Annotated in this window: 24 protein-coding genes; 12 read left to right on the forward strand and 12 right to left on the reverse strand. The window is 67.1% G+C overall.

Annotated features, from left to right (window positions below; translation table 11 throughout):
- Positions 1–2 precede the first annotated feature (2 nt).
- The 3 genes from CK944_RS10865 to CK944_RS10875 form a co-directional block, all read right to left on the reverse strand.
- A complete protein-coding gene (locus CK944_RS10865; RefSeq protein ID WP_103173137.1) occupies positions 3–818 on the reverse strand; it encodes an urease accessory protein UreD in 816 nt (271 codons plus the stop codon).
- 129 nt (positions 819–947) lie between these two features.
- Positions 948–1,709 carry a GNAT family N-acetyltransferase gene (locus tag CK944_RS10870; protein ID WP_103173083.1) on the reverse strand — a complete coding sequence of 254 codons (762 nt, stop codon included), beginning with the start codon at positions 1,707–1,709 and terminating at the stop codon, positions 948–950.
- A 60-nt stretch (positions 1,710–1,769) separates the two neighbouring features.
- Positions 1,770–2,831 (reverse strand): AI-2E family transporter, encoded by a 1,062-nt coding sequence (locus CK944_RS10875; protein ID WP_103173084.1) that lies wholly within the window; start codon positions 2,829–2,831, stop codon positions 1,770–1,772.
- A gap of 131 nt (positions 2,832–2,962) precedes the next feature.
- Here CK944_RS10875 and ndk point away from each other — a divergent pair, with 131 nt between their 5' ends.
- The 6 genes from ndk (at position 2,963) to dps (ending at position 8,270) form a co-directional block, all read left to right on the forward strand.
- Entirely contained in the window at positions 2,963–3,385 is a 423-nt protein-coding gene (gene ndk / locus CK944_RS10880) for a nucleoside-diphosphate kinase (protein ID WP_103173085.1), read from the forward strand.
- A gap of 182 nt (positions 3,386–3,567) precedes the next feature.
- A complete protein-coding gene (locus CK944_RS10885) occupies positions 3,568–5,454 on the forward strand; it encodes a potassium transporter Kup (RefSeq protein WP_239986039.1) in 1,887 nt (628 codons plus the stop codon).
- Between the two features lie 112 nt (positions 5,455–5,566).
- Positions 5,567–6,493: an ACP S-malonyltransferase gene (gene fabD / locus CK944_RS10890; protein WP_103173087.1), complete on the forward strand. Its 927-nt coding sequence runs from the start codon at positions 5,567–5,569 to the stop codon at positions 6,491–6,493.
- 41 nt (positions 6,494–6,534) lie between these two features.
- Positions 6,535–7,272 (forward strand): 3-oxoacyl-ACP reductase FabG, encoded by a 738-nt coding sequence (gene fabG / locus CK944_RS10895; RefSeq protein ID WP_103173088.1) that lies wholly within the window; start codon positions 6,535–6,537, stop codon positions 7,270–7,272.
- A 147-nt stretch (positions 7,273–7,419) separates the two neighbouring features.
- On the forward strand, positions 7,420–7,653 hold the full coding sequence (locus CK944_RS10900) for an acyl carrier protein (protein ID WP_089387089.1): 234 nt from the start codon (positions 7,420–7,422) through the stop codon (positions 7,651–7,653).
- Positions 7,654–7,796: 143 nt separating this feature from the next.
- Positions 7,797–8,270 (forward strand): DNA starvation/stationary phase protection protein Dps, encoded by a 474-nt coding sequence (gene dps, locus CK944_RS10905; protein WP_103173089.1) that lies wholly within the window; start codon positions 7,797–7,799, stop codon positions 8,268–8,270.
- A 7-nt stretch (positions 8,271–8,277) separates the two neighbouring features.
- On the opposite strand, the gene CK944_RS10910 is transcribed toward dps, so the two are convergent.
- A complete protein-coding gene (locus tag CK944_RS10910) occupies positions 8,278–9,096 on the reverse strand; it encodes a sulfotransferase family protein (protein ID WP_103173090.1) in 819 nt (272 codons plus the stop codon).
- 128 nt (positions 9,097–9,224) lie between these two features.
- Here CK944_RS10910 and CK944_RS10915 point away from each other — a divergent pair, with 128 nt between their 5' ends.
- Together CK944_RS10915 and CK944_RS10920 are read left to right on the forward strand one after the other, a co-directional pair.
- The gene (locus CK944_RS10915) at positions 9,225–10,799 is read left to right on the forward strand and encodes a DUF5928 domain-containing protein (protein ID WP_103173091.1); all 1,575 of its coding nucleotides are present in this window, start codon (positions 9,225–9,227) and stop codon (positions 10,797–10,799) included.
- A gap of 9 nt (positions 10,800–10,808) precedes the next feature.
- Complete coding sequence (locus tag CK944_RS10920; protein ID WP_103173092.1) at positions 10,809–11,192, forward strand: histidine triad nucleotide-binding protein; 384 nt, start codon at positions 10,809–10,811, stop codon at positions 11,190–11,192.
- On the opposite strand, the gene CK944_RS10925 is transcribed toward CK944_RS10920, so the two are convergent.
- Positions 11,189–11,635, reverse strand: coding sequence for a GFA family protein (locus tag CK944_RS10925; protein ID WP_103173093.1), 447 nt, complete (start codon positions 11,633–11,635; stop codon positions 11,189–11,191). The two genes, CK944_RS10920 and CK944_RS10925, sit on opposite strands and share 4 nt — an antisense overlap.
- A 16-nt stretch (positions 11,636–11,651) precedes the next feature.
- On the reverse strand, positions 11,652–12,575 hold the full coding sequence (locus CK944_RS10930) for an ABC transporter ATP-binding protein (RefSeq protein WP_103173094.1): 924 nt from the start codon (positions 12,573–12,575) through the stop codon (positions 11,652–11,654).
- 154 nt (positions 12,576–12,729) lie between these two features.
- Here CK944_RS10930 and CK944_RS10935 point away from each other — a divergent pair, with 154 nt between their 5' ends.
- Positions 12,730–12,918: a zinc-finger domain-containing protein gene (locus tag CK944_RS10935; protein ID WP_103173138.1), complete on the forward strand. Its 189-nt coding sequence runs from the start codon at positions 12,730–12,732 to the stop codon at positions 12,916–12,918.
- Here the strand turns inward: CK944_RS10935 and CK944_RS10940 are convergent.
- Positions 12,915–13,091: a DUF2256 domain-containing protein gene (locus CK944_RS10940; protein ID WP_103173139.1), complete on the reverse strand. Its 177-nt coding sequence runs from the start codon at positions 13,089–13,091 to the stop codon at positions 12,915–12,917. The genes CK944_RS10935 and CK944_RS10940 overlap by 4 nt on opposite strands.
- Before the next feature lie 93 nt (positions 13,092–13,184).
- Here CK944_RS10940 and polA point away from each other — a divergent pair, with 93 nt between their 5' ends.
- Positions 13,185–15,983: a DNA polymerase I gene (polA, locus tag CK944_RS10945; protein WP_103173095.1), complete on the forward strand. Its 2,799-nt coding sequence runs from the start codon at positions 13,185–13,187 to the stop codon at positions 15,981–15,983.
- On the forward strand, positions 15,983–16,894 hold the full coding sequence (locus tag CK944_RS10950; protein ID WP_103173096.1) for a cation diffusion facilitator family transporter: 912 nt from the start codon (positions 15,983–15,985) through the stop codon (positions 16,892–16,894). Before polA ends, CK944_RS10950 begins: the two co-directional genes overlap by 1 nt.
- Before the next feature lie 32 nt (positions 16,895–16,926).
- On the opposite strand, the gene hemN is transcribed toward CK944_RS10950, so the two are convergent.
- Positions 16,927–18,282, reverse strand: a complete 1,356-nt coding sequence (gene hemN / locus CK944_RS10955) for an oxygen-independent coproporphyrinogen III oxidase (RefSeq protein WP_103173097.1) — start codon at positions 18,280–18,282, stop codon at positions 16,927–16,929.
- A gap of 44 nt (positions 18,283–18,326) precedes the next feature.
- Between hemN and fnrL the strand changes: the two genes are divergently transcribed.
- Positions 18,327–19,076, forward strand: coding sequence for a transcriptional regulator FnrL (gene fnrL / locus CK944_RS10960; protein ID WP_103173140.1), 750 nt, complete (start codon positions 18,327–18,329; stop codon positions 19,074–19,076).
- Here fnrL and CK944_RS10965 read toward each other — a convergent pair.
- Genes CK944_RS10965 through CK944_RS10980 form a run of 4 tightly spaced genes read right to left on the reverse strand, consistent with a single transcriptional unit; the run spans position 19,073 to position 23,192 of the window.
- Positions 19,073–20,623, reverse strand: a complete 1,551-nt coding sequence (locus tag CK944_RS10965) for an ABC transporter ATP-binding protein (protein ID WP_103173098.1) — start codon at positions 20,621–20,623, stop codon at positions 19,073–19,075. The two genes, fnrL and CK944_RS10965, sit on opposite strands and share 4 nt — an antisense overlap.
- Positions 20,620–21,432 carry an ABC transporter permease gene (locus tag CK944_RS10970; RefSeq protein WP_103173099.1) on the reverse strand — a complete coding sequence of 271 codons (813 nt, stop codon included), beginning with the start codon at positions 21,430–21,432 and terminating at the stop codon, positions 20,620–20,622. The genes CK944_RS10965 and CK944_RS10970 overlap by 4 nt, the downstream gene beginning before the upstream one ends.
- The gene (locus CK944_RS10975; RefSeq protein WP_103173100.1) at positions 21,429–22,370 is read right to left on the reverse strand and encodes an ABC transporter permease; all 942 of its coding nucleotides are present in this window, start codon (positions 22,368–22,370) and stop codon (positions 21,429–21,431) included. The genes CK944_RS10970 and CK944_RS10975 overlap by 4 nt, the downstream gene beginning before the upstream one ends.
- Positions 22,371–22,409: 39 nt before the next feature.
- A complete protein-coding gene (locus CK944_RS10980; protein WP_103173101.1) occupies positions 22,410–23,192 on the reverse strand; it encodes an MBL fold metallo-hydrolase in 783 nt (260 codons plus the stop codon).
- Between the last annotated feature and the right edge of the window lie 65 nt (positions 23,193–23,257).

Raw genomic sequence — 23,257 nt, forward strand, 5'->3', positions numbered from 1 at the left:
CGTCAGACCTGCCAGATGCGGGGGAGGGGATCGGGCCGCAGTGCGGCCAGAAGGCGGATGACCTGCCGGCGCAGCGGCCAGTCGTCGCGGGCCAGGCAGCGGACCACCAGCCGCCCCGGCGGGGCGCTTGCCGCGCCGGCGACGCCGGGTTCGTCCAGGACGGCGCGGGCACGCGCCAGAAGGTCGGGCGCATGGGGCGCGACCACCGCCAGCGTCGCCAGGGCGCGGGCGTCGCTCAGAAGGGCCGTCCCGTGCCGCCGAAGCAGCGCGGCGTCGTCCAGGGCCAGGGCGTCGTGGTGGATCAGCCGCCCGTCCCGGCGCACGGTGCGGCGGTCGCGAAAGCGGATGCGGGACGGATCCTCGCTCATGGCCAGGCGGCCCAGCACGATCATTTCCAGCAGCAGGCAGCCGGCGCCGGGGGCCAGATCCACCTGCGTGTCGCGGCAAAGGGCGCTGCCCTCGAACAGGATGGTTTCCTGCGGCAGCCAGTCCAGCCAGCCGCCCGCGCCCACGGCCAGCCGGACCTCGGCCCGCGCCGGGACCGCCTTGGCGCGATAGGCGCGTTCGGCGGTCTGGGTTGTCGCCAGCACCCGCGCGCCGGGCCGCAGGGTCACGGCGAAGGACAGCCGGTCGCCCGAGGCCAGCCCGCCCGAGGTGTTCAGGAAGGCGATCTCGGGCAGGCCGGCGGTCATGCGCGGCAGCATGGCCTTGGCGGAACCCGACTGCGCCAGATCGGCAAGCCCGCGCGGGCCCATGACCACATGCGCGGCGCCTGTGCTGCGCTGAAGACGAGGGGCTGGAGGGGCTGTGTCGAACATGCCTTGAAGGGGCGGCCGGACCGGCCAAAGGTCAATCCGGCGCCACAAGGGGCTTTGTCCCTTTCGCTTATTGCCCGGGCTTCTGCCCATCCGGCAGGCGTTTCGCCCAAGGGGCGGGCAGTCCTGAAATCAGCTTGCCGCTCTTTGCAGCAGACGGCGGCGAGCAGGGGGGATCGCGCCGACCTCGACCCCCGTGAAGACATGCATGGTGCGCAGCACGGGATCGACGACCGCATGGTCGCTGACCCAGCCGCCCAATGCCAGATAGCTGCGCAGCAGGGGCGGCATCGCGGCCATGGCCCGCCTTGCATCGGGCGGGCTCGACAGTCGCGCGCGGGCAAAGCGGAAGACGTTCGGCGCCTTCACGCGCGGCAGCCAGCGGCGCGGGGCCAGGTGGCGGGCGCGCAGCATGGCGAAAGCGTCGGCATGAAGGGCCGGTTCGGTTCCCATGAAGCTGGAACAGCCGAACAGCATCCTGATCCCGTTCTCCTCGACGATGCGGGACAGGGCGGCCAAGGCAGTGCGGATGATGTCGGGATCCTGCGTGCCCGGATGGACGCAGAAGCGCCCGACCTCCAACAGCGGGGCATCGAAGGATTCCAGCGCCGACAGGTCATAGAACTGCGCCGAATAGCTGCGGTCGATGTCGCCGCCCCCTGCCAGCGGCAGGAAGCGGAAGCAGCAGACAAGCCGGCCGGTCGATGTGTCCTCGACCAGCATGTGGCGGCAGGCGGCGTCCAGGGCGTCGGCGTCCAGCCCGCCGCCATCCCGCCCGTCCGCCGCGCCGTTGCGCGCGACGAAGCACAGCCAGCGCAGACGCTGCGCCGCGCGCAGGTCGTCGGATGTCCGGGCCAGTCGGGCCAGGTATCGGCCCTTGCACAAGGATTGCATGTGACGCCCCCTGTCAGCGGAAACCATCATGACGCGATGTCGTGAGCGATCTGCGAAGTTTCAATCGTCCTGCCGGTCGCCCAGGATGTCCTCGACATAGATGCGCTTGACCAGGATGATGCCGACCAGAAGCAGCGGCGTGGCCAGGATGATGCCCGCGAAGCCGAACAGGCTGCCGAAGGCCAGGATCGCCAGCACCGTCAGCGCGGGCGGCAGGTCGGCGGCGAATCTCTGGATCAGTGGCATCAGCAGGTTGCCTTCGACCTGCTGGACCACCACGAACAGAAGCGCGACATAGACCGCCATGTCGAAGCCCTGGGTCAGCGCAAACAGCACCGCGGGCACCCCCGACAGGAACGGCCCGACCACCGGGATGATGTTGGTCAGCCCGGCGATCAGGCCAAGCACCAGGGCCAGGGGCACGCCCAGCAGCCACAGGCCCAGCCCCGTCACAAGCGCCACCAGCACCATGTCCAGCGCCTGCCCCCCCATCCAGCGGGCCAGGGCGCGGGCCAGTTCGTTTGCGATCCCGCCCGCGCGCGGGCGATAGGACGGCGGCACCAGGCGCAAGGCTCCGCCCCGGTACATCCCCGCATCCAGCGCCAGGAAGATCGCCACCGTCACCAGCAGCACCAGGTTCGCCACCCCGCCGAAGACCGTGGTCAGCGTCCCGGTCAGATAGCTGAACATCGAGGGCAGGCCCGAGGGCGACGCCTCGCCGCCGGTCGAGGCGTCCTTCACCTGCCGTTCCAGGAACTGACCGAACGAGCTGTCGCCCAGCCACGCGTTCACCTGTTCCCAGGCGTCGGGCAGGCTGCCGATCAGCTGCCGGAACTGGTCCGAGATCGCCGGCCCCGCCCAGGCCACGATCCCCGCGATGACCAGGACGGCCGCCAGGACCGACAGCAGCACGCCGGTCTTGATGCCGACGCCCGTGCGCTGCTGCAGGAACGTCCCCCCTGCCCGAAGCGCGATGGCGATCAGGATCGCGCCGAACCCCAGAAGCAGCATGTTCGACCACATCCAGGCGGCGGCCAGCAGGATCGCCGTTGCGAAGGCCATGGCGATGGGGCCGGGATGCAGGCGCGGCTGCGGGGCAGGGGCGTCGGGACGGTCGGTCATGGATCGGGCCTTTCGTCGGTTTTGCGGGCATCATGCCCCCGGCTTGCCCGCAGATACCATCCCTGATAACCGGGCGCGGATGTCTTGACCGGGCGGGACTGTCCCGCCTGCCACAGCAAAAGGGACGCCTCATGGCCATCGAACGCACGCTTTCCATCATCAAGCCCGACGCCACCCGCCGCAACCTGACCGGCAAGATCAACGCCAAGTTCGAGGAAGCGGGCCTGCGCATCGTCGCGCAGAAGCGCATCCACCTGTCGCCCGCCCAGGCCGGCAAGTTCTACGAAGTCCACAAGGACCGCCCCTTCTATGGCGAGCTGGTCGAGTTCATGGCATCCGAACCCGTCGTCGTGCAGGTCCTGGAAGGCGAGAACGCCATTGCCAAGAACCGCGAAGTGATGGGCGCCACCAACCCGGCCCAGGCCGACGAGGGCACCATCCGCAAGGAATTCGCGCTGTCCGTGGGCGAGAATTCGGTCCACGGTTCGGACGCGCCGGAAACCGCCAAGGAAGAAATCGCCTTCTTCTTCTCGGGCCTTGAACTGGTCGGCTGATCGGCCAGACGCCAGGATGCCGGGAAAAGGGGCCGTCGCGGCCCCTTTTTCGTTGGCGCCAGGCCGGGGCCGACATTTTTCTTGAACGGCGATGGTGGCAGGCGCATACCGGCGCAAAGTCCCTGACGGGGTGCCATATGGCAAGCGACGGCGCCGCGCGCGATCATTCCGCGGCAGACCCAGTGTCTGAAGATCATTCCCATTCCAAGGCCGGTCCCGCGCTTGTGCTGGCCTGCCTTGGGGTGGTCTATGGCGACATCGGCACCTCGCCGCTTTATGCGCTGCGCGAATCGCTGGTTCACGCGCACGAGGAGGGCCTGCCCGAAAGCTCGGTCATCGGCATCGTGTCCCTGCTGTTCTGGACGGTCGTCCTGATCGTGACGATCAAGTATGTGGTGTTGATCCTGCGCGCCGACAACAACGGCGAAGGCGGAACCCTGTCGCTGGTCGCCAAGGCCCAGGGCGCGCTGAAGAAGGGGCCGCGATCGAAAAGCCGCCGCCTGCTGATGCTGCTGGGGATCGTGGGGGTGTCGCTGTTCTTCGGCGACAGCATGATCACCCCCGCGATTTCCGTCCTGTCCGCGGTCGAGGGGCTGGCCCTGATCGAGCCGGGCTTCCAGGCCTGGGTGGTGCCCGTCACGCTGGCGATCGTGATCGTCCTGTTCTGGGTGCAGCGCGGCGGCACGGACCGGATCGCGCGATTGTTCGGGCCGGTGATGCTGGTCTGGTTTTCCACCATGGCGGTCCTGGGCATCAGCCATATCGCGGACGACGCCCGGATCCTGCAGGCGCTCAACCCCCTGCGGGCGGCGGCGTTCCTGACCGATTACGGTATCGCCGCCATGCCTGTCCTGGGATTGGTCTTCCTGGCCGTGACCGGGGCCGAGGCGCTTTATGCCGACATGGGCCATTTCGGCCGCAGCGCGATCCGCATCGCCTGGAGCGTGCTGGTCTTCCCGGCCCTTGCGTTGTCCTATCTGGGGCAGGGGGCGATGGTCCTGGCGCATCCCGAAACCGTGTCGAACCCGTTCTTCCTGATGGCGCCGTCCTGGTTCCTGGCGCCGCTGGTGATCCTGGCCACGGCGGCCACGGTGATCGCGTCCCAGGCGGTGATCTCGGGCGCGTTCTCGGTGGCGGCGCAGGCGGTGCAGATGGGCATCCTGCCGCGCCTGCACATCAACCACACCTCGGACCGGCAGGCGGGCCAGATCTTCTTGCCCAAGGTCAACTCGATCCTGATGTTCGGGGTCGTGGCGCTGGTGCTGTCCTTCGGATCCTCGGCCCGGCTGGCAAGCGCCTATGGCATCGCCGTGACCGGGGACATGGTCATCACGTCCATTCTGGCGGTGGTGGTGTTCCGCTGGGCCTGGAACTGGCGCTGGCCGCTGATCGCCGTTGTGATGGTCCCGGTCCTGGGGATCGAGTTGATCTTCTTCTCGGCCAACCTGCTGAAGCTGCTGGACGGCGGATATATCCCGCTGCTGTTTGCGGCGGTCGCTATTGCGGCGATGGTGATCTGGGTCGAAGGGATGCGACGGCTTCAGGAACGGCTGGCGCAGGACAGCGTGCCCCTTGATGTCTTTGCGGCCAAGCTTTCCAAGTCGCCGCCGATGATCGTGCCGGGCACCGCGGTCTTCCTGACCGCCGACCCGGCGGTCGCGCCGCCCGCCCTGCTGCACAACCTGAAGCACAACCGCGTGCTGCATCAGCGCAACTTCATCGTGAAGGTCGAAAGCGCCACCACCCCCCGCGTCCCCGAGGACGCCCGCCTGCATCTTCAGGACATCGCCCCCGGTTTCTGGCGCGCCCGGCTGGTCTTCGGCTATATGGAACAGCCGAACGTGCCCCGCGCCCTGGCCCAGGCGCGGCATGTCGGACAGAAGTTCGACATCATGTCCACATCCTATTTCCTGAACCGCCGCACCCTGCGGGCGGGGCGGGGAACGCTGATGCCCCACTGGATGGCGCGGGTGTTCGTGACCCTTTACCGGTCGGCATCCGAGCCGACGAACTATTACCGCCTGCCGTCGAACCGTGTCGTGGAACTGGGGCAGCAGATGAATATCTGAGGGGCGGGGGCAGGGGCAGGGGACGGGTCGGGACCTTGAGGAATGCCCCCGTTGCGCCCCGCCCCCCATCCGCGCTATCCCCTTGTGACCCAACACCATGCAGGAGGCCCCCATGCGCGCATTCGTCTTTCCCGGCCAGGGGGCGCAGACCGTGGGCATGGGACGCGAACTGGCCGAGGTCTATCCCGCCGCGCGCGAGGTGTTCGAACGGGTGGACGAGGCCCTGGGCGAGAAGCTGTCGGACCTGGTCTGGAACGGCGACATCGACACCCTGACCCTGACGCAGAACGCACAGCCGGCGCTGATGGCCACCTCGATCGCGGCGTTCCGGGCCTTGGAAACGGAAGGCTTCGGCATCCAGGACGCCAATTTCGTCGCGGGGCATTCGCTGGGGGAATATTCGGCCCTGTGCGCGGCAGGGGCGCTGACGCTTGAGGACACGGCGCGGCTGTTGCGCCTGCGCGGGCAGGCCATGCAAGAGGCGGTGCCGGTCGGCCAGGGGGCCATGGCGGCGATCCTGGGCCTGGACTTCGCCACCGTCGATCACATCGCGCGCGAGGTGTCGGGCGACGAGGTGGTGCAGGCCGCCAATGACAACGATCCGGCGCAGGTGGTGATTTCCGGGCACAAGGGCGCGGTGGAACGCGCCGCGGACGCGATGAAGGCAGCAGGCGCCAAGCGGGCGCTGATGCTGCCGGTTTCCGCGCCCTTCCATTCGGTGCTGATGCAGCCTGCGGCGGCGGTGATGGCCAATGCGCTGGCGGGCGTGGACATCCATCCCCCCGCCGTCCCCCTGGTCGCCAATGTCCGGGCCGAGGCGGTGGTGGAACCCGGTGCGATCCGGCGCCTGCTGGTGGAACAGGTGACCGGCACCGTCCGCTGGCGCGAATCCATCGCCAACATGGCCGAGGCCGGCGTGACCGAGTTCTGGGAAATCGGCGCAGGCAAGGCCTTGTCGGGCATGATCAAGCGCATCGCCAAGGATGCGGCGGTGCGCAATGTGGGCGCCCCCCTGGATATCGCGGCGCTGAAGGGCTGACGGGGCCTTTTGGGTATTTGGACAACGAAGAAGGATCAGCCATGTTCGATCTGACAGGCAAGACGGCCCTGGTGACGGGCGCATCGGGCGGCATTGGCGGCGCCATCGCCCAGGCCCTGCACGGCGCGGGCGCAACGGTTGCGTTGTCGGGCACGCGCGAGGGGCCGCTGAACGATCTGGCCTCGGCCTTGGGGGATCGGGCGCATGTGGTGCCCGCGAACCTGTCAAATGCTGAAGCTGCCGCGGGGCTGATCAAGGATGCCGCGGCCGCCATGGGGTCGGTCGACATCCTGGTCAACAACGCGGGTATAACCCGCGACAACCTGTTCATGCGCATGTCGGACGAGGAATGGCAGCAGGTCATGGACGTGAACCTGACGGGCGTCTTCCGCCTGTCGCGCGCGGCGTTGCGCGGCATGATGAAGGCCCGCTGGGGGCGGATCGTCAACATCACCTCGGTCGTGGGGGCCACGGGCAATCCGGGGCAGGGCAATTATGCCGCCGCCAAGGCGGGATTGGTCGGCATGTCGAAGTCCCTGGCCTATGAGGTGGCTTCCCGCGGCATCACCGTGAACTGCGTGGCGCCGGGCTTCATCGCCACGCCCATGACCGACAGCCTGACCGACGACCAGAAGGGCAAAATCCTGTCCCAGATCCCCGCAGGCCGCATGGGCAGCCCCGAGGAGATCGCGGCGGCGGTGCTGTATCTTGCCAGTCCCGAGGCGGCATATGTCACCGGCGCCACGCTGCATGTGAATGGCGGCATGGCGATGGTCTGACGCAGGTCGGCCACGCAAAAGCGGTTGCAAGAGGGTTCACGGGTGCTATATCCCCGGCTTGAGCAGCAGGGAAACCGCCCTGTGCCAAGGCGAATTATACATTCGCGTACAAAATTGGGCGGATGCCCGCGAGAATGAGGATGTGACATGAGCGATATCGCTGATCGCGTGAAGAAGATCGTGGTCGAGCATCTGGGCGTCGAGGAGGACAAGGTGGTCGAATCCGCGTCCTTCATCGACGACCTGGGGGCCGACAGCCTCGACACCGTCGAGCTGGTCATGGCGTTCGAGGAAGAATTCGGGATCGAGATCCCCGATGATGCCGCCGAAACCATCCAGACCGTGGGCGACGCCGTGACCTTCATCAAGGGCGCGGTCTGATCCGCACCTGCCGATCACCGGCACCATCCAGACGGCGTTCCTGCACCAGCAGGAACGCCGTTTTCCATTGGCGCATGTCAGCCTTGCCGGAACCGCCCACAGTCGCGCGCCGTTGGGGCCGCGCAACATGGAAGGAGCAGATCATGGCTGTCGAACTGAGGGGCCTGACCGACAATGCCCGCAAGACCGCGATTTCGGAACTGAACGGGCGGCTGGCCGATTCAATCGCCCTGGCGCTGGCGGTCAAGCAGGCGCATTGGAACGTGAAGGGACGCAATTTCATCGCCGTCCACGAACTGCTTGACATGCTGCACAACAACCTGCGCGAACAGATCGACGTCATGGCCGAACGCGTGCAGCAGCTGGACGGGGTGGCGTTGGGCACCGTCGAGAAGGTGTCGGGCAGTACCACCTTGGCCGAATATCCGACCGACCTGACCAAGGCCGAGGATCATATCCGTGCCCTGTGCGACCGTTATCGCGATCACGGGGAAAAGCTGCGCACCGCCATCGACGCCACGGACGAGGCGGGCGATGCCGATACCGCCGACATCCTTACGGCCGCGTCACGCAGCGCCGACAAGGACCTGTGGTTCCTGGAAAGCCATCTGGAATGACGGTGCCCTATCGGCCCAGCTTTGCGTGAACCTCGTCCAGGTCGATGTCGCCCAGGGGCAGCTTGTTGTCGGGGTTGTCGAAATCGTATCGGAACAGCTGGAAATCGTCCTTGTAGATTTCCCAGATCAGGTGCCGTGACAGGTCGTCGAAGTAGTCGCTGACCTTGTGCGCCCGCTTCGGCCCGTGCCCTTCGGATTCGTTGAACCGGGGCACGGATGCCGGATCGACCGGCACGGGGATCGTCGCCGCATCCAGAACCTGCGCCATTCCGTCGTTGAAGGCTTCGGTGAAGAAGATGCGGTCATAGCGGCCGCCATTGGCGATGAAGGTGCCGACATGGCCCGAGATGGCCGACCAGTGGATGTCGGGATCCATCGGGCGGCGGAAGCGGATCGTGTCGCGCGCGAACAGCAGAAAGCGGCGGAAGCTGGCGATCTGGTCGAAATCGAAGTTATTTTCCGGGCCCCCTACGTCGATGCCGTATTGCTGCGCCAGTTGCGGGACCAGATTGCCGCGATAGCGCCGCCCGTTCCGCTGGATCCCGGCGATCTTGTCGAAGAAGGACGACAGGATCCGCGCATAAGGATTGCGCACGCAGGTGAAGGTCACGGCCTCGTGCCCCGCGACGGCGGCCTCGATCAGGGGCTTGCTGTGGTCCTGGGACCATTTGTGCAGGCCTTCGGCCGCATCATGGATGTCGCCGTCGAAGAAGCGCCCATGGTCGGAATAGAACATGATCTGCCCGATGGTCGAGCAGGCGCATTTCGGCACCACCCGATAGATCATGCTTTTGCTTTCGGTCATCCAGACCCCGGGAAAGCCCATCGTGCCCCACTTCCTCAGATTGCAACCCGGCTTGTCGGCGCGCGTCAAAGGCGTTTACACACAGAAACCGGGAAGGGTGCAAGCACTGTCGCCTTTTCTTGCCGCAGCACCTTGAAGACCTTGGATCCATGGCCCTCATCGCCTTTATCCTTCTGACCCACAAGGATCCGCAAGGCGTGGTGGACCAGGCGCGGCGCCTGACGGCAAGCGGCGATCATGTCGTCATCCATTATGACCGCAATGCGCCGGCCGATGATTGCCGCCGGATCCGGCAGTTGCTGGCGGACGCGCCGGGGGTCGGCTTCGCACCCCGGCGATACCGATGCGGCTGGGGCGAATGGTCGCTGGTCGCCGCCACCCTGTCGGCGCTGCGCGAGGCCGAGCGTCTTTTTCCCCAGGCCACGCATTTCTACATGCTGTCGGGCGACTGCATGCCCATCAAGTCGGCCGAATATGCCCGCGCCTTCCTGGACCGGGACGAATGCGACTATATCGAAGCCTTCGACTTCTTCGACAGCGACTGGATCAAGACCGGCATCAAGGGCGAACGGCTGGCCTATCGCCACTGGTTCAACGAACGAAAGTCGAAGCGGCTGTTCTATGCCAGCCTGCGGGCGCAGCAATGGCTTGGCCTTGAACGGCCGCTGCCCCCCGGCATCCAGGTGATGATCGGGTCGCAATGGTGGTGCCTGCGCCGCCACACGGTCGAGGCGCTGCTGGCGCTGATCGCGGAACGCCCCGACCTGCCGCGCTTTTTCCGCAGCACCTGGATCCCGGACGAGACCTTCTTCCAGACCCTGGTTGCCCATCTGGTGCCCAAGGCGCAGATCCGCCGCCGGTCGCCCACCTGCCTGATGTTCACCGATTATGGAATGCCGGTAACCTTCTACAACGACCATTACGACCTGCTGACGCGCCAGGATTACCTGTTCGCCCGCAAGATCAGCGCCGAGGCGCAGGAATTGCGGGCCAAGCTGGGCGCGCTGTGGCTGGCCGAGGGCGTCAGCTTCCCCATCACGAACGAGGCGCCCCGCCTGTTCCGCTTCCTGACCGGCCGCGGCCGGGTGGGCCGTCGCTTCGCGCTCCGCTTCTGGGAAGATCAGGGCGCGTCGCGCAACCATGTCCTTTGCCTGATCGTGTCGAAGAAATGGCATGTCGCCAAGCGCCTGACGGCAGCCATCCGGGCGCTGACCGACATCCCGGCGGTCGATTACATCTTCAACGAACGCGATGCGGGACTGCCCGACCTGGGGGGGATCGCCTCGACCGTGGCCAAGCGGGAACGGCATCGCCGCGCCCTGGTCAGGCTGCTTTTCGACGATTTCGGGTCGCAACATCTGGTCCTGTGCCTCGATCCCTCGGCCCTGTCGCTGATCGCCGATTTCGCGGCCGACAGATCCGAGACGCGGATCCTGTTCATCGACACCGCCTTCGACGACGCCTATCTGCGCGGCCACATGCGCCGCACCGGCCTGGCGGGGGATGGCACGCCCGACACGGTGATCGAACGGTTGCTGCCGATCGTCGCGGGCGACCTGGCCCACGAGGTCGAACGTCTGCGCGACATGGACTTTGCCCGCTTCGCCACCGTTGCGTCCGACGCCACCCCCGAGGCGAATGCCCAGGCCATTGCAGGGTTTCTGGATGTTTCTCCCCAGGTCGCGCATGATCTGGCCCGGACGCCGCATCTGTTCACCGACTGAGGAATGCCCATGGCCTTCGATTATGACGACACCAACATCTTCGCCCGGATCCTGCGGGGCGAAATCCCCTGCGACAAGGTCGCCGAAAGCGATCACGCCCTGGCCTTTCGCGATATCCGTCCGCAGGCGCCGGTGCATGTGCTGGTGATCCCCAAGGGCCGCTATGTCAGCTTCGACGATTTCGCGGCCAATGCCTCGGATGCGGAAATCGTGGATTTCATGCGGCTTTGCGCGCGGGTCTGCGAATCCGAAGGGGTCGGCCTGGACGGCGGCAACCAGGGCTTCCGCGCCATCGCCAATACCGGCCCTCATGGCGTGCAAGAGGTGCCGCATTACCACCTGCATATCTTGGGCGGGCGGGTGATGGGGCCGATGTTGCCGCGCCAGGGTTAGGGGCGCCGGGCCGCGAAATCGGCCATCAGCGCGGCAAAGCCTTCAACCGGCGGAAAGCGCGCAAAGCCATGGGTGGCACCGACGCTCACCCATGGCAGCTTTTCCTCAAGCCAGCATTCGATGAAGGGCGGCTGGTCGCTGCCGCCCTCCAGCATGGTGCTGCGGATGTTGACCAGCGGGCCCAGGAAATCGGCCCGGGTATGGGTCCAGGACAGACAGAAGGCGCAGCAATGGTGGCGCAGTTCGCCCCGCAGCCCGCCCAGGATGGTTTCGCCTTCGATGGAAACGGCATCCTGCGCGTAAAGGCTGCTCAGCGAAAAGGCGCTGGCGGTCATCTGCTGGCAGCCCCGGCAATGGCAGGCCATGGTCAGCAGGGGCGGCCCCGACACTGCGATCGTGACCCGTCCGCATCGGCATCCGCCATGTTGTCTGTCAGCGTCCATTCCTTCCCCCGTGCGGCTAGGCTCGCGTCATTTCCACGAACACATCCTCCAGATCCGGCTGCTCGGTCGCGACATCCAGGATGGGGACGCCCGCGCCGCGCAGCGCATCCAGAAGCTGGTCGGCACGGACGCGCGACGGGGGATAGCTGATCGCCAGCCGCCCGTCGCCCCGCCATTCGGGATGCGCGCCATCGGGCAGCGGGGGCAGGGCGATCCGCCCGCCCGTGTCCAGCACCAGCGTCTTGCCGTCGGCCCGCGACAGCAGGCTGCGCGTGTCCTGGCGCACCACCAGTTCGCCGTGGTTGATGATGGCGATCTCGTCGCACATCTGTTCGGCTTCCTCCAGGTAATGGGTGGTCAGGATGATGGTCATGCCCTGGCGGTTCAGGTCGCGGACGTTGTTCCACAGCATCTCGCGCAGGGTGATGTCCACGCCCGCCGTCGGTTCGTCCAGGACCAGGATCTGCGGGCGGTGGACCAAGGCCTTGGCCAGCAGCAACCGGCGGCGCATCCCGCCCGACAGGTTGCGGGCATAGGCATTGGCTTGGTCGGTCAGGCCAACCAGTTCCAGCAGCTCGTCCGTCCAGCGTTCGGATTTCGGCACGCCGTAAAGGCCCGCCTGCACCTCCAGGCTGGCGCGGGGGGTGAAGAACGGGTCCATGTTCAGTTCCTGCGGCATCACCCCGATGGCCGCGCGCGACTGGCGCGGGTTCACGTCCTGGTCGAAGCCCCAGATCGTGACCTTGCCCGCCGTCTTGTTCACCAGTCCGGCCAGGATGTTGATCATCGTGGACTTGCCCGCCCCGTTCGGACCCAGCAGGCCGAAGATGCTTCCCGCGGGGATGGTCAGGTCGATGCCCTTCAGCGCCTGCTTGGCAGGGGCGGACCCCTGGGCGGCATAGGTCTTGCACAGACCTGCGATCTCGATGGCGTTGGGCATGGGTCTTGTCCCCCGGACAGCTTGCGAAGGCAGGCGGCGCTGCGGTAATGGGAGATAAGACCAGATACCGCCCGCCGCCACAAGAAGGCCAGCCATGACGCAATATGTGATCCCGGAAAACTCGCTGTCCACCGAACAGACGGATCTGTCGGAACTGAAGCTGCCCGCGCCCGCCACCCAGATCGTCACCGCCTGGAAGGTCGCCTGCGACGGGGACGATGCGGGCGGGCTTGGCCATCCGCGCGTCTGGCTGGCGATTTCCCCGGAAACGGGCTTTGTCGATTGCGGCTATTGCGACAAGCGCTTCGTGATCGACCGCGATCACGCCGGGGGCGACCACTAGGGCTGGGACCACAAGGGCTTGGACGGGCGAGGGGCCTTGGTCCCCCGGCAGCGGTCCGAGCAATAGCGGACCTGGTCCCAGTCCCGCGCCCATTTGCGGCGCCAGGTGAAGGGCCGCCCGCAGCAGGCGCAGATCTTGCTGGGCAGGTCGCCCTTGCGAACCATCCTGGGCATTGCCACCTTCTGCATTCCGCCGACCAAGGCGCGTCTGGAAACCACGGCGCGATCGTGCCAGAACCGGGGCCGGAACCGAAAAGGAACATGGCGATGAGCGACGGCTTCGGCAAGGGCTGCCACCTGCACCTGATCGACGGATCGGCCTTCATCTTCCGGGCCTATCACGCCCTGCCGCCGCTGACGCGCAAGTCCGACGGGCTGCCCGTGGGCGCGGTCGCGGGTTTCTGCAACATGCTGTGGAAATACGTGTCCGACGAACGGGGCTCGGACGCGCCGACCCATGCGGCGGTGATCTTCGATCATTCGTCCAAGACCTTCCGCAATGACATCTACAACGCCTACAAGGCCAACCGCCCTGAACCGCCCGAGGATCTGCGCCCGCAGTTCCCGCTGACTCGCGACGCCACCCGCGCCTTCAACATCGCCTGCATCGAGACGGAAGGATACGAGGCCGACGACATCATCGCCGCGCTGGCTTGCCGCGCGCGCGACGCGGGCGGGTCGGTCACCATCATCAGCAGCGACAAGGATCTGATGCAGCTTGTGGGCGACGGCGTGCAGATGCTGGACCCCATCAAGGGCAAGCCCATCGACCGCGACGAGGTGTTCGAGAAGTTCGGCGTCTGGCCCGACCGCGTGGTGGACGTGCAGGCGCTTGCAGGGGACGCCGTGGACAACGTGCCGGGCGCGCCGGGCATCGGCATCAAGACGGCCGCGCAACTGATCACCGAATTCGGCGACCTGGAAACCCTGCTGGCGCGGGCAGGCGAGATCAAGCAACCCAAGCGCCGCCAGACCCTGATCGACCATGCCGAACAGATCCGCATCTCCAAGCGGCTGGTGGAACTGGATTGCAACACGCCCCTGGATTTCACGCTGGAGAGCCTGGAGGTGCGCGCGCCCGACGCGCCGACCCTGCTGACCTTCCTGTCGGAAATGGAGTTCCGCACCCTGACCGCCCGCGTGGCCGAACGCCTGGGGGCCGAGGCTCCGGCGGTCGTGTCCGCCCCGGTGCGAGACGCGCCTGCCGCCCCCGATCTGCCCCCCATCGACCGCGACGCCTATGAAACGGTGACCGACCGCGACGCCCTGGATTGCTGGGTGCAACTGATCCGCGACACGGGCCAGGTCGCCATCGATACGGAAACCACCGGCCTGGACGAGATGCAGGCCGATCTGGTCGGCATCTGCCTGGCCGTGGCGTCGGGCCGCGCCTGCTATATCCCCGTGGGCCACATGGCGGGGGGCGACGACCTGTTCGGGCAGTCGGCCCTTGTGGAAGGCCAGTTGCCGCTGGCCGATGTGCTGGCGGCCCTGAAGCCGCTGCTGGAGGATCCGGCGATCCTGAAGATCGGCCAGAACCTCAAATACGACTGGAAGATGCTGGCCCGCCACGGCATCCGCATGGCGCCCCTGGCCGATACGATGCTGATGTCCTATGCCCTGAACGCGGGCACGCACAACCACGGCATGGACGAACTGGCCGAACGTTACCTGGGCCACAAGTGCATTCCCATCAAGGACCTGATCGGCAGCGGCAAGTCGCAGATCAACTTCGGCCAGGTGCCCATCGACAAGGCCGCCCCCTATGCCGCCGAGGACGCCGATGTCACGCTGCGCCTGTATCAACATTTCGCGCCGCTGCTGCCGGTGGAACGCGTCACGACGACCTATGAACTGACCGAACGACCCATCATCCCCGTTCTGGCCGAGATGGAGATGGCCGGCATCCGCATCGACGCCGAGGTGCTGCGCCGCATGTCGGGCGCCTTCGCGCAGAAGATGGCGGCGCTGGAGGACGAGATCTACGCCCTCGCGGGCCAGAAATTCACCATCGGCAGCCCCAAGCAGCTGGGCGAGATCCTGTTCGACAAGATGGGCATGACCGGCGGCAAGACCGGCAAGACCGGCGCCTTTTCCACAAGCGCCGACGTGCTGGAGGATCTGGCCGCCGAAGGCCATGACCTGCCGTCGCGGATCCTGGACTGGCGCCAGATCTCCAAGCTGAAATCGACCTATACCGACGCCTTGCCGACCTTCGTGAACCCGGAGACGGGGCGCGTCCATACCAGCTATTCCATCGCGGGGGCGCAGACCGGGCGGCTGGCATCCACCGATCCGAACCTGCAGAACATCCCCGTCAGGACCGATGAAGGCCGCCGCATCCGCGAAGCCTTCATCGCCGCCGAAGGGCATCGCCTCGTCAGCCTGGATTACAGCCAGATCGAATTGCGGATCCTGGCCCATGTGGCCGACATCCCGGCGTTGAAGCAGGCCTTTCGCGAAGGCATCGACATCCATGCCATGACCGCCAGCCAGATGTTCGGCGTCCCGGTCGAGGGCATGGACCCGATGATCCGCCGCCGCGCCAAGGCGATCAACTTCGGCGTGATCTATGGCATCTCGTCCTTCGGGCTGTCGCGCAACCTGCGCATCCCGCGGGCCGAGGCGCAGGAGTTCATCGACACCTATTTCCAGCGTTTCCCCGAAATCCGCGCCTACATGGACCGCACCATCGCCGATGCGAAGTCCGACGGCAGCGTGCGCACGCTGTTCGGGCGGCGCATCAACACGCCGGGCATCAACCAGTCCGGGCCTGCGGCGGGCGGGGCGCGGCGGGCGGCGATCAATGCCCCGATCCAGGGGGCTGCCGCCGACATCATCCGCCGCGCGATGATCCGAATGCCTGCGGCCATTGCGCATCTGCCCGCGCGGATGCTGCTGCAGGTCCATGACGAACTGGTCTTCGAGGTGCGAGAGGATGCCGTGGACGACCTGATCGCGGTCGCCCGCGGGATTATGGAAAACGCCGCCGATCCTGCCGTGAAGCTGTCCGTGCCGCTGGTCGTCGATGCGGGCACCGGCATGAACTGGGCCGAGGCGCATTGATGGGCCACGGCCATTCGCACGGCCATTCCCACGGGCATCACCACGGCCACGGCGATGCGGCGATCGGCTGGGCGGTCATCGTCAACCTGGCGCTGACGGCGGCGCAGATCATCGGCGGATACGCCGCCGATTCGACCGCCCTGATCGCCGACGGCATCCACAACCTGTCGGATGCCCTGGCGCTTGTGCTGGCCTTCGGCGCACGCCGCCTGGCGCGGCGGGCTGCCACGCCCGACTGGTCCTATGGCTGGGGGCGGGTGGAAATCGTCGCGGCCTTCGTCAACTATCTGGCGCTGATCGCCATCTCGATCTGGCTGGCGGTCGAGGCGCTTGGCCGCCTGTCCGACCCCCCGCAGGTGGCGGGCGGGCTGGTCATGGGGCTGGCGGCCTTTGCCCTGGTCGTCGATCTGGCGACGGCAGCGCTTGTCTGGCGCGCGGCCAGGGACAGCGCCAATATCCGCGCGGCCTTTTTGCACAACCTGGCCGATGCGGGCGTGTCGGTGGCTGTCATCGGGGGTGGGTTGCTGATCTGGGCCTTCGGCTGGAACCTGGCCGACCCAATCCTGACGCTGGCGATTTCCGTCGTGATCCTGTGGCATATCGGGACCGAGATCGGCCCGGTCTTCCGGATGCTGATGCTGGCCGCCCCGCCCGGCAGCGATCCGGGCGCTGTCCTGTCAGCCCTGCGCGCGCTGCCGGGCGTCAGCGATGCCCATCACCTGCACCTGTGGCAGATCGACGAAAAGCGCGCGGCGGCCTCGGTTCACCTCGTGGTGGAAACCGGCGACCCCTTTGCCGTCACCCGCGCGGCCAAGGCGATGCTGGCGCAGCGCTTCGACATTCCCCACGCCACCATCGAGATCGAGCCGTCGGGCGCCTGCGCCGACCACAAGGACCACCGCCACGCGTGACATGGGTGCGTGTGAACACGCACCCGACACGCCTAGACGGCGGACGAATGGCTGGTCGGCGCCGCCATATAGGCGTCCAGCATGTTGGCCACCATCCGGGCCAGCGGGCGGCCTTCGGGCGTGATCCGCAGGCCCCAGGGGCCGACCTCGACCATGCTGCCGAATTGGCCGATCACCGGATCGAAGACCTCCTGAAGCTGAACGGCGGTCAGGCCATAGTCCGCCTGCATTTCCGCCGCATCCACCCGGAAATCGCACATCACCTGTTCGATCATCCGGCCGCGCCACACATCCTCGGGCGTGAAGGCATGGCCCTTGGTATGGGGCAGGCGGCCTTCGCGCACATGGGCGGTATAGGCGCCGGTCGCGGGCGCGTTCTGCGCATAGCCCTGCGGGAAGCGGGAAATGGACGACGCGCCAAGGCCCAGCAGCACCTGCGCTCCGTCATCGGTATAGCCCTGGAAATTGCGCCGCAGCTTGCCCGTCCTTGCGGCCACCGCCAGCCCGTCGCCGGGTCGGGCGAAGTGGTCGATGCCGATCTCGGCATAGCCATCGGCCACGAACAGGTCGCGGGCGGTGTTGAACAGGGTCAGCCGATCCTCGTTGCCGGGCAGGGCATCCTCGGGGATCATCACCTGCCGCTTGGACATCCAGGGCACATGGGCATAGCCGTAAAGCGCCACCCGGTCGGGCGACAGGGCCAAGAGCTTCTGCACCGTTTCGGAAATCCGGGTCCGGTCCTGGTGCGGCAGGCCATACAGGATGTCGGCATTCAGGCTGGCGATGTCGTGGCTGCGGATCAACTCGACCGCCTGGCCGGTCAGCTCGAACGACTGCTGGCGGCCGATAGCGTCCTGGATCTTCGGATCGAAGTCCTGCACCCCGATCGAGGCGCGGTTCATCCCCGAAGCCGCAAGCGCGGCCATGCGGGCGGCGTCGATTTCCGACGGGTCGATCTCGACCGAGAACTCGGCCCCCTCGGCCATCGGCACCACCTCGAAGATCGCGTCCGCCACGCGCCGCATCTGGTCGGGCGGCAACAGCGTGGGCGTGCCCCCGCCCCAGTGCAGCCGCGACAGCCGCACCCCGCGCGGCAGGTGGCGCCGCAGCAGCGCCAGTTCCGCCAGAACCGTGTCCACATAGGCAATCACCGGATCCAGCGTCTTGGTGCCCTGGGTCCGGCAGGCGCAGAACCAGCACAGCCTGCGACAGAACGGCACATGAAGGTACAGCGAAATCGCCGCGCCCTCGGGTATGGAATCCAGCCAACCCGAGACCATATTGGCATTCATGCCTGGTTTGAATTGTGTCGCGGGGGGATAGCTCGTGTAGCGCGGAACGCGCGAATCGAAGAGACCCAGCCGCTTTAGTTGCGAAACATTGCTCATGTGGGTAGGATTAAGTGATAACGCGCGAGAATGCCTTGACCCAGATCAACCAGAAAACCCCCAGTCACGACAGCGGGGAACGCTGCGGCGACTGCCCGATCCGCTATCGCGCCGTTTGCGCGCATTGCGAAACGGACGAACTGGCGCTGCTGGAGGATCTGAAATTCTACCGGACCTTCGATCCCGGCCAGCCGATCGTCTGGGAAGGCGACCGGATGGAATTCGTGGGATCGGTCGTCACCGGCGTCGTCGCGCTGACGCAGACGCTGGAGGATGGGCGCACGCAGATGGTGGGCCTGCTGTTGCCCAGCGATTTCCTGGGCCGCCCCAACCGAGAGATCGCCGCCTATAACGCCACCGCGGCCACCAAGGTCGTGCTGTGCTGCTTCCGCCGCAAGCCGTTCGAACAGATGATGCGCAGCACGCCCCATGTCGCGCATCGTCTGCTGGAAATGACGCTGGACGAACTGGACGCGGCGCGGGAATGGATGCTGCTTCTGGGCCGCAAGACCGCGCGTGAAAAGATCGCCTCCTTCATCGCCATCATCGCCCGGCGCGAAGCCGCGCTGCACAAGCGCGATCCGGGCGGGCGGATGCAGATCGACCTGCCCCTGACGCGCGAGGCGATGGCCGATTACCTGGGCCTGACCCTGGAAACCGTCAGCCGCCAGATCAGCGCGCTGAAGCGCGAGGGCGTGATCGAACTGGTGGGCAAGCGCGCCATCATCCTGCCCGACTTCAGCCGCCTGGTCGAGGAATCGGGCGACGATTCGGATGGCGGATACTTCAGCTAGGACCAGTCGGCCGGGATCTTCGGCATCGCGCGGACCAAGGCCTGCGTATGGTCGTGCCGGGGTGCGTCGATGATGCGGTCGGGCGGGCCTTCCTCGACGATGCGGCCTGCCTGCATGACCAGGATGCGGTCGGTGATGCCGCGCACCACCGACAGGTCGTGGCTGATGAACAGATAGGCCAGCCCGTGATCGGCCTGCAACCGCGCCAGCAGGTCCAGCACCTGCGCGCGGACCTGCACGTCAAGGGCGCTGACGGCCTCGTCCAGGACGATCAGGGACGGGCGGATGATCAGGGCCCGGGCGATCGCCAGGCGCTGCCGCTGGCCGCCCGAGAATTCGTGGATGAACTTGCGGGCATCGTTGGGGTGCAGGCCCACCGATGCCAGGGCCGCGCCGATACGGTCGCGCCAGTCGGCCGGGCGGCCGGTCAGGTGGAAGGGCTCGGCCAGCAGCCGGTCCACCCGCCAGCGGGGATCGAAGCTGCCGAAGGGATCCTGGAACACCGCCTGCATCCGCGCCCGCAGATCGCGCGGCATCCGGTGGCCGGGGCCGACCGACTGTCCGTCAAGCCGGATCTGTCCGGCCTGCAAGGGATCCAGCCCCAGGATCGCGCGGGCGAGGGTCGATTTCCCGCAGCCCGATTCGCCCACAAGGCCGACGCTTTCGCCGCGCCCGATGGTCAGGCCGACCCCATCCAGGGCGCGCAGCCCGCCGTCGGCAGTGCGGTATTCGCGAACGGCCCCCGTCACCTGAAGCAGCGGCCCGGCCGGGGGCGGGGGCTGACGGGTGGGCCGGTGGCCCGAGGCCGTGAACAGTTGCCGCGTATAAGGGTGGCTGCGGCTGCGGAACACGGCTTCGGTCGGACCGCTTTCCACGATCCGGCCGGCCTGCATCACGGCGACCCGGTCGGCCATGCCCGCCACCACGGCCAGGTCATGGGTGATCAACAGCAGCGTCATGCCGTCCTGGCGCACCAGATCCCGCAGCAGATCCAGGATCCGCGCCTGGGTGGTCACGTCCAGGGCGGTGGTGGGTTCGTCCGCGATCAGCAGATCGGGGCGCAGGGCAATCGCCATGGCGATGGCGACCCGCTGGCGCTGCCCGCCCGACAATTCGTGGGGATAAAGCGTCAGCGGAAAGCGGGGCGCGGGCAGGCCGACCCGGTCCAGCCCTTCGCGTGCGCGGGCCAGGGCGGCAGGGCGATCCAGGCCTTCGTGGATGCGCAGCACCTCGGCCACCTGGTCGCCGATGGTCATCAGCGGGTTCAGCGCCGTCATGGGTTCCTGGAAGATCATTCCGATACGCTTGCCGCGCAAGGCGCGCATGGCGCGTTCGGGCAGCGCAAGCAGGTTCGTCCCGTCCAGCAGCACCTTGCCCGATGTCGCCGTTCGTTCCGGCAGCAGCCCCATGATCGCAAGGGCCGTCATCGACTTGCCGCTGCCGGATTCGCCCACCAGGCCCGTGATGCCCGGTTGCAGATCCAGCGACACCCTGTCCAGGACAGGCCATCCGCCGATGGACAGGGACAGATCCTCCAGGCGGATCACCGCAGCACCCGCAGCCGGGGATCCAGGGCGTCGCGCAACCCGTCGCCCAGCAGGTTCAGGCCCAGAACCGTCAGCACGATGCACAGACCGGGGATGACGGCCACATGCGGGGCCAGCGTGACCATGGTCTGCGCCTCGGCCAGCATCCGGCCCCAGCTTGGCGTGGGGGGCTGCGCGCCAAGGCCCACATAGGACAGCCCGGCCTCGGCCAGGATGCCCAGGCTGAACTGGATCGTGGCCTGCACGATCAGCAGGCTGGCAATGTTGGGCAGGACATGCTGCAGGCTGATCAATGCCCGGCCCTTGCCTGCCACCTGTGCCGCGCGGATGTAATCCAGCGTCCAGATGGGCAGCGCCGCACCCCGCGCGACGCGGGCAAAGACCGGGATGTTGAAGATGCCGATGGCGATGATGGCATTCACCGCCGAGGGGCCGAAGACCGCCGTGATCAGGATCGCGATCACCAGGGACGGAAAGGCGAAGACCAGGTCGTTGCCGCGCATCACCAGATCGTCGGGCCAGCGGTCCCGATGCGCCGCCGCCAGCAAGCCCAGCGGCACCCCCAGCCCCATGCCGATGGCAACCGCCACAAGCGCCACGACCATCGAGGTCTGCGCCCCCCGCATCGCCATCGACAGAATGTCCCGGCCCAGATGGTCGGTGCCGAACCAATGCGCGGGCGATGGCGGCAGCAGCTTGTCGGCGATGGCAAGCCGGGCGATGTCATGGGGCGTCCAGAAGGCCGACAGCACCGCCGCCGCCAGCGCCAGCCCCGCCAGCATGGCACCCAGGATCAGCCCCGTTCTCATGCGCGGCGCAGCCGGGGGTCCACGGCGGCATAGGCCAGATCGACCAGAAAGGTCACGGCGATCACGGCGGCCACCAGCACAAGCACCGCAGACTGCACCACGATCAGGTCGCGCTGCGTGATCGCCTGGAAGATCATCCGCCCCAGCCCGGGCAGGTAGAACACGTTCTCGATGATGATGGCGCCCGCCAGAAGAAAGCTGAACTGCATCCCCAGGATGGTCAGCACCGGGATCAGCGCATTGCGCAGGGCATGGCGGCGCAGGGTCTGGCCGCGTGACAGCCCCTTGGCGCGGGCGGTGCGGATGTAATCCTGGCCCATCGTCTCGACCAGGGACGACCGCAGGACGCGCGCCAGGATCGCGGCCTGGGGCAGGGCCAGGGCGATGGCGGGCAGCATCAGGGAACGCAGCGCGGCCAGGGGATCGGACCATCCCGGAAACCCGCCTGCGGGCAGCCAGCGCAGGTGAACGGCAAAGACCAGGACCAGCAGCATCGCCAGCCAGAAATTCGGCAGCGCGATGCCCAGATGCGCCGCCCCCATCGCCAGCCCGTCGCCCACACGGCCCCGCTGTGCCGCCGCGTGAAGCCCGACCGGCAGGGCCAGGGCCACGGCCAGCACAAGCGCCAGGACCGCCAGGGGCAGCGACACCTGCAACCGTTCCCCGATCATCGGCGCGACCGGGGTCTTGTAGGTGAAGCTGGTGCCGAAATCCCCCTGCAGGATCGCGCCCAGCCAGGCCGCGTATCGCAAGGGCAGGGGATCGTCCAAGCCCATCTGCTGGCGCAGCGCGGCCAGGGTTTCGGGCTGGGCGCCAGTGCCCAGCATGAAGCTGGCCGGATCGCCCGGCACCAGTTCCACCACCGAAAAGATCACGACCGAGGCGGCAAGCAGGCTTGCCCCCATCACGATCGTCCGGCGCAGAAGGTATCGCAGCATGGCGGCCTTGCTATCCTGCCGCGCCGGGACGGTAAAGCGTCAGCCTGCCTCGCCGCGCGGATACCAGTTGGCGATGACCACCTGGCTGCCCGCGTCAGACGCCCCGACCAGGCGCGCGAATTCCTGAACGTCGCTGCCCCGGTGGTGATAGGGAAAGACCGAGACGGGCCGGAAATCGGCCACCGCATCCGCCGCCTGCTGGACGGTCATGGTATAGGGCAGGTTCATCGGCAGAAAGGCGACGTGGATGTTTTCCAGGGCGCGCATCTCGGGCGTGTCCTCGGTGTCGCCGGCGATATAGAACCGCTTGCCGCCGATGGTCAGGACATAGCCGTTGTCGCGCCCCTGGGGGTGGAACTGCTGCTTGTCGGGGCTGGTGTTATAGGCGGGCACGGCCTCGATCCCGATGCCGATGGCCTGGGCCTGGTCGCCATTGGCCATGGCGGTGGCGCGGGACTGCATCTCGGCGGGCAGCATCGCGTGGACGGCCGGGTTGGCGATGATCGCCACGGCGGGCAGGGCCTGCAGGGTCGGCAGGTCGTAATGGTCGCCATGCTCATGCGTGATCAGGATCAGCGTGGGCTGCGGCATGCCGGCATACAGATCCGCGCCGCCGACCGGATCGACATAGATCACGCCGCCCGGCGTCTCGACCACCATCGAGGCGTGATCGACCGGATGGAACACGACCTGCCCGCCTTCGACCGGATAAACGAACGAGGTTTGCGCGGCGGCGGTCTGGGCAAGGGTGATGCGAGGCATGAGGGTCACGCTGGCTGCGGCAAGACCCAGCATCAGGCTGGCGCGGCGGCTGAGGATCATGTTGATTCTCCGGAACAAGAGTGATGGGAACGGGGTGGAACACGGATGGTGGCGACGGGGTTCCC

Source organism: Paracoccus sp. SY, assembly GCF_002901215.1.
Lineage (GTDB): Bacteria > Pseudomonadota > Alphaproteobacteria > Rhodobacterales > Rhodobacteraceae > Paracoccus > Paracoccus acridae.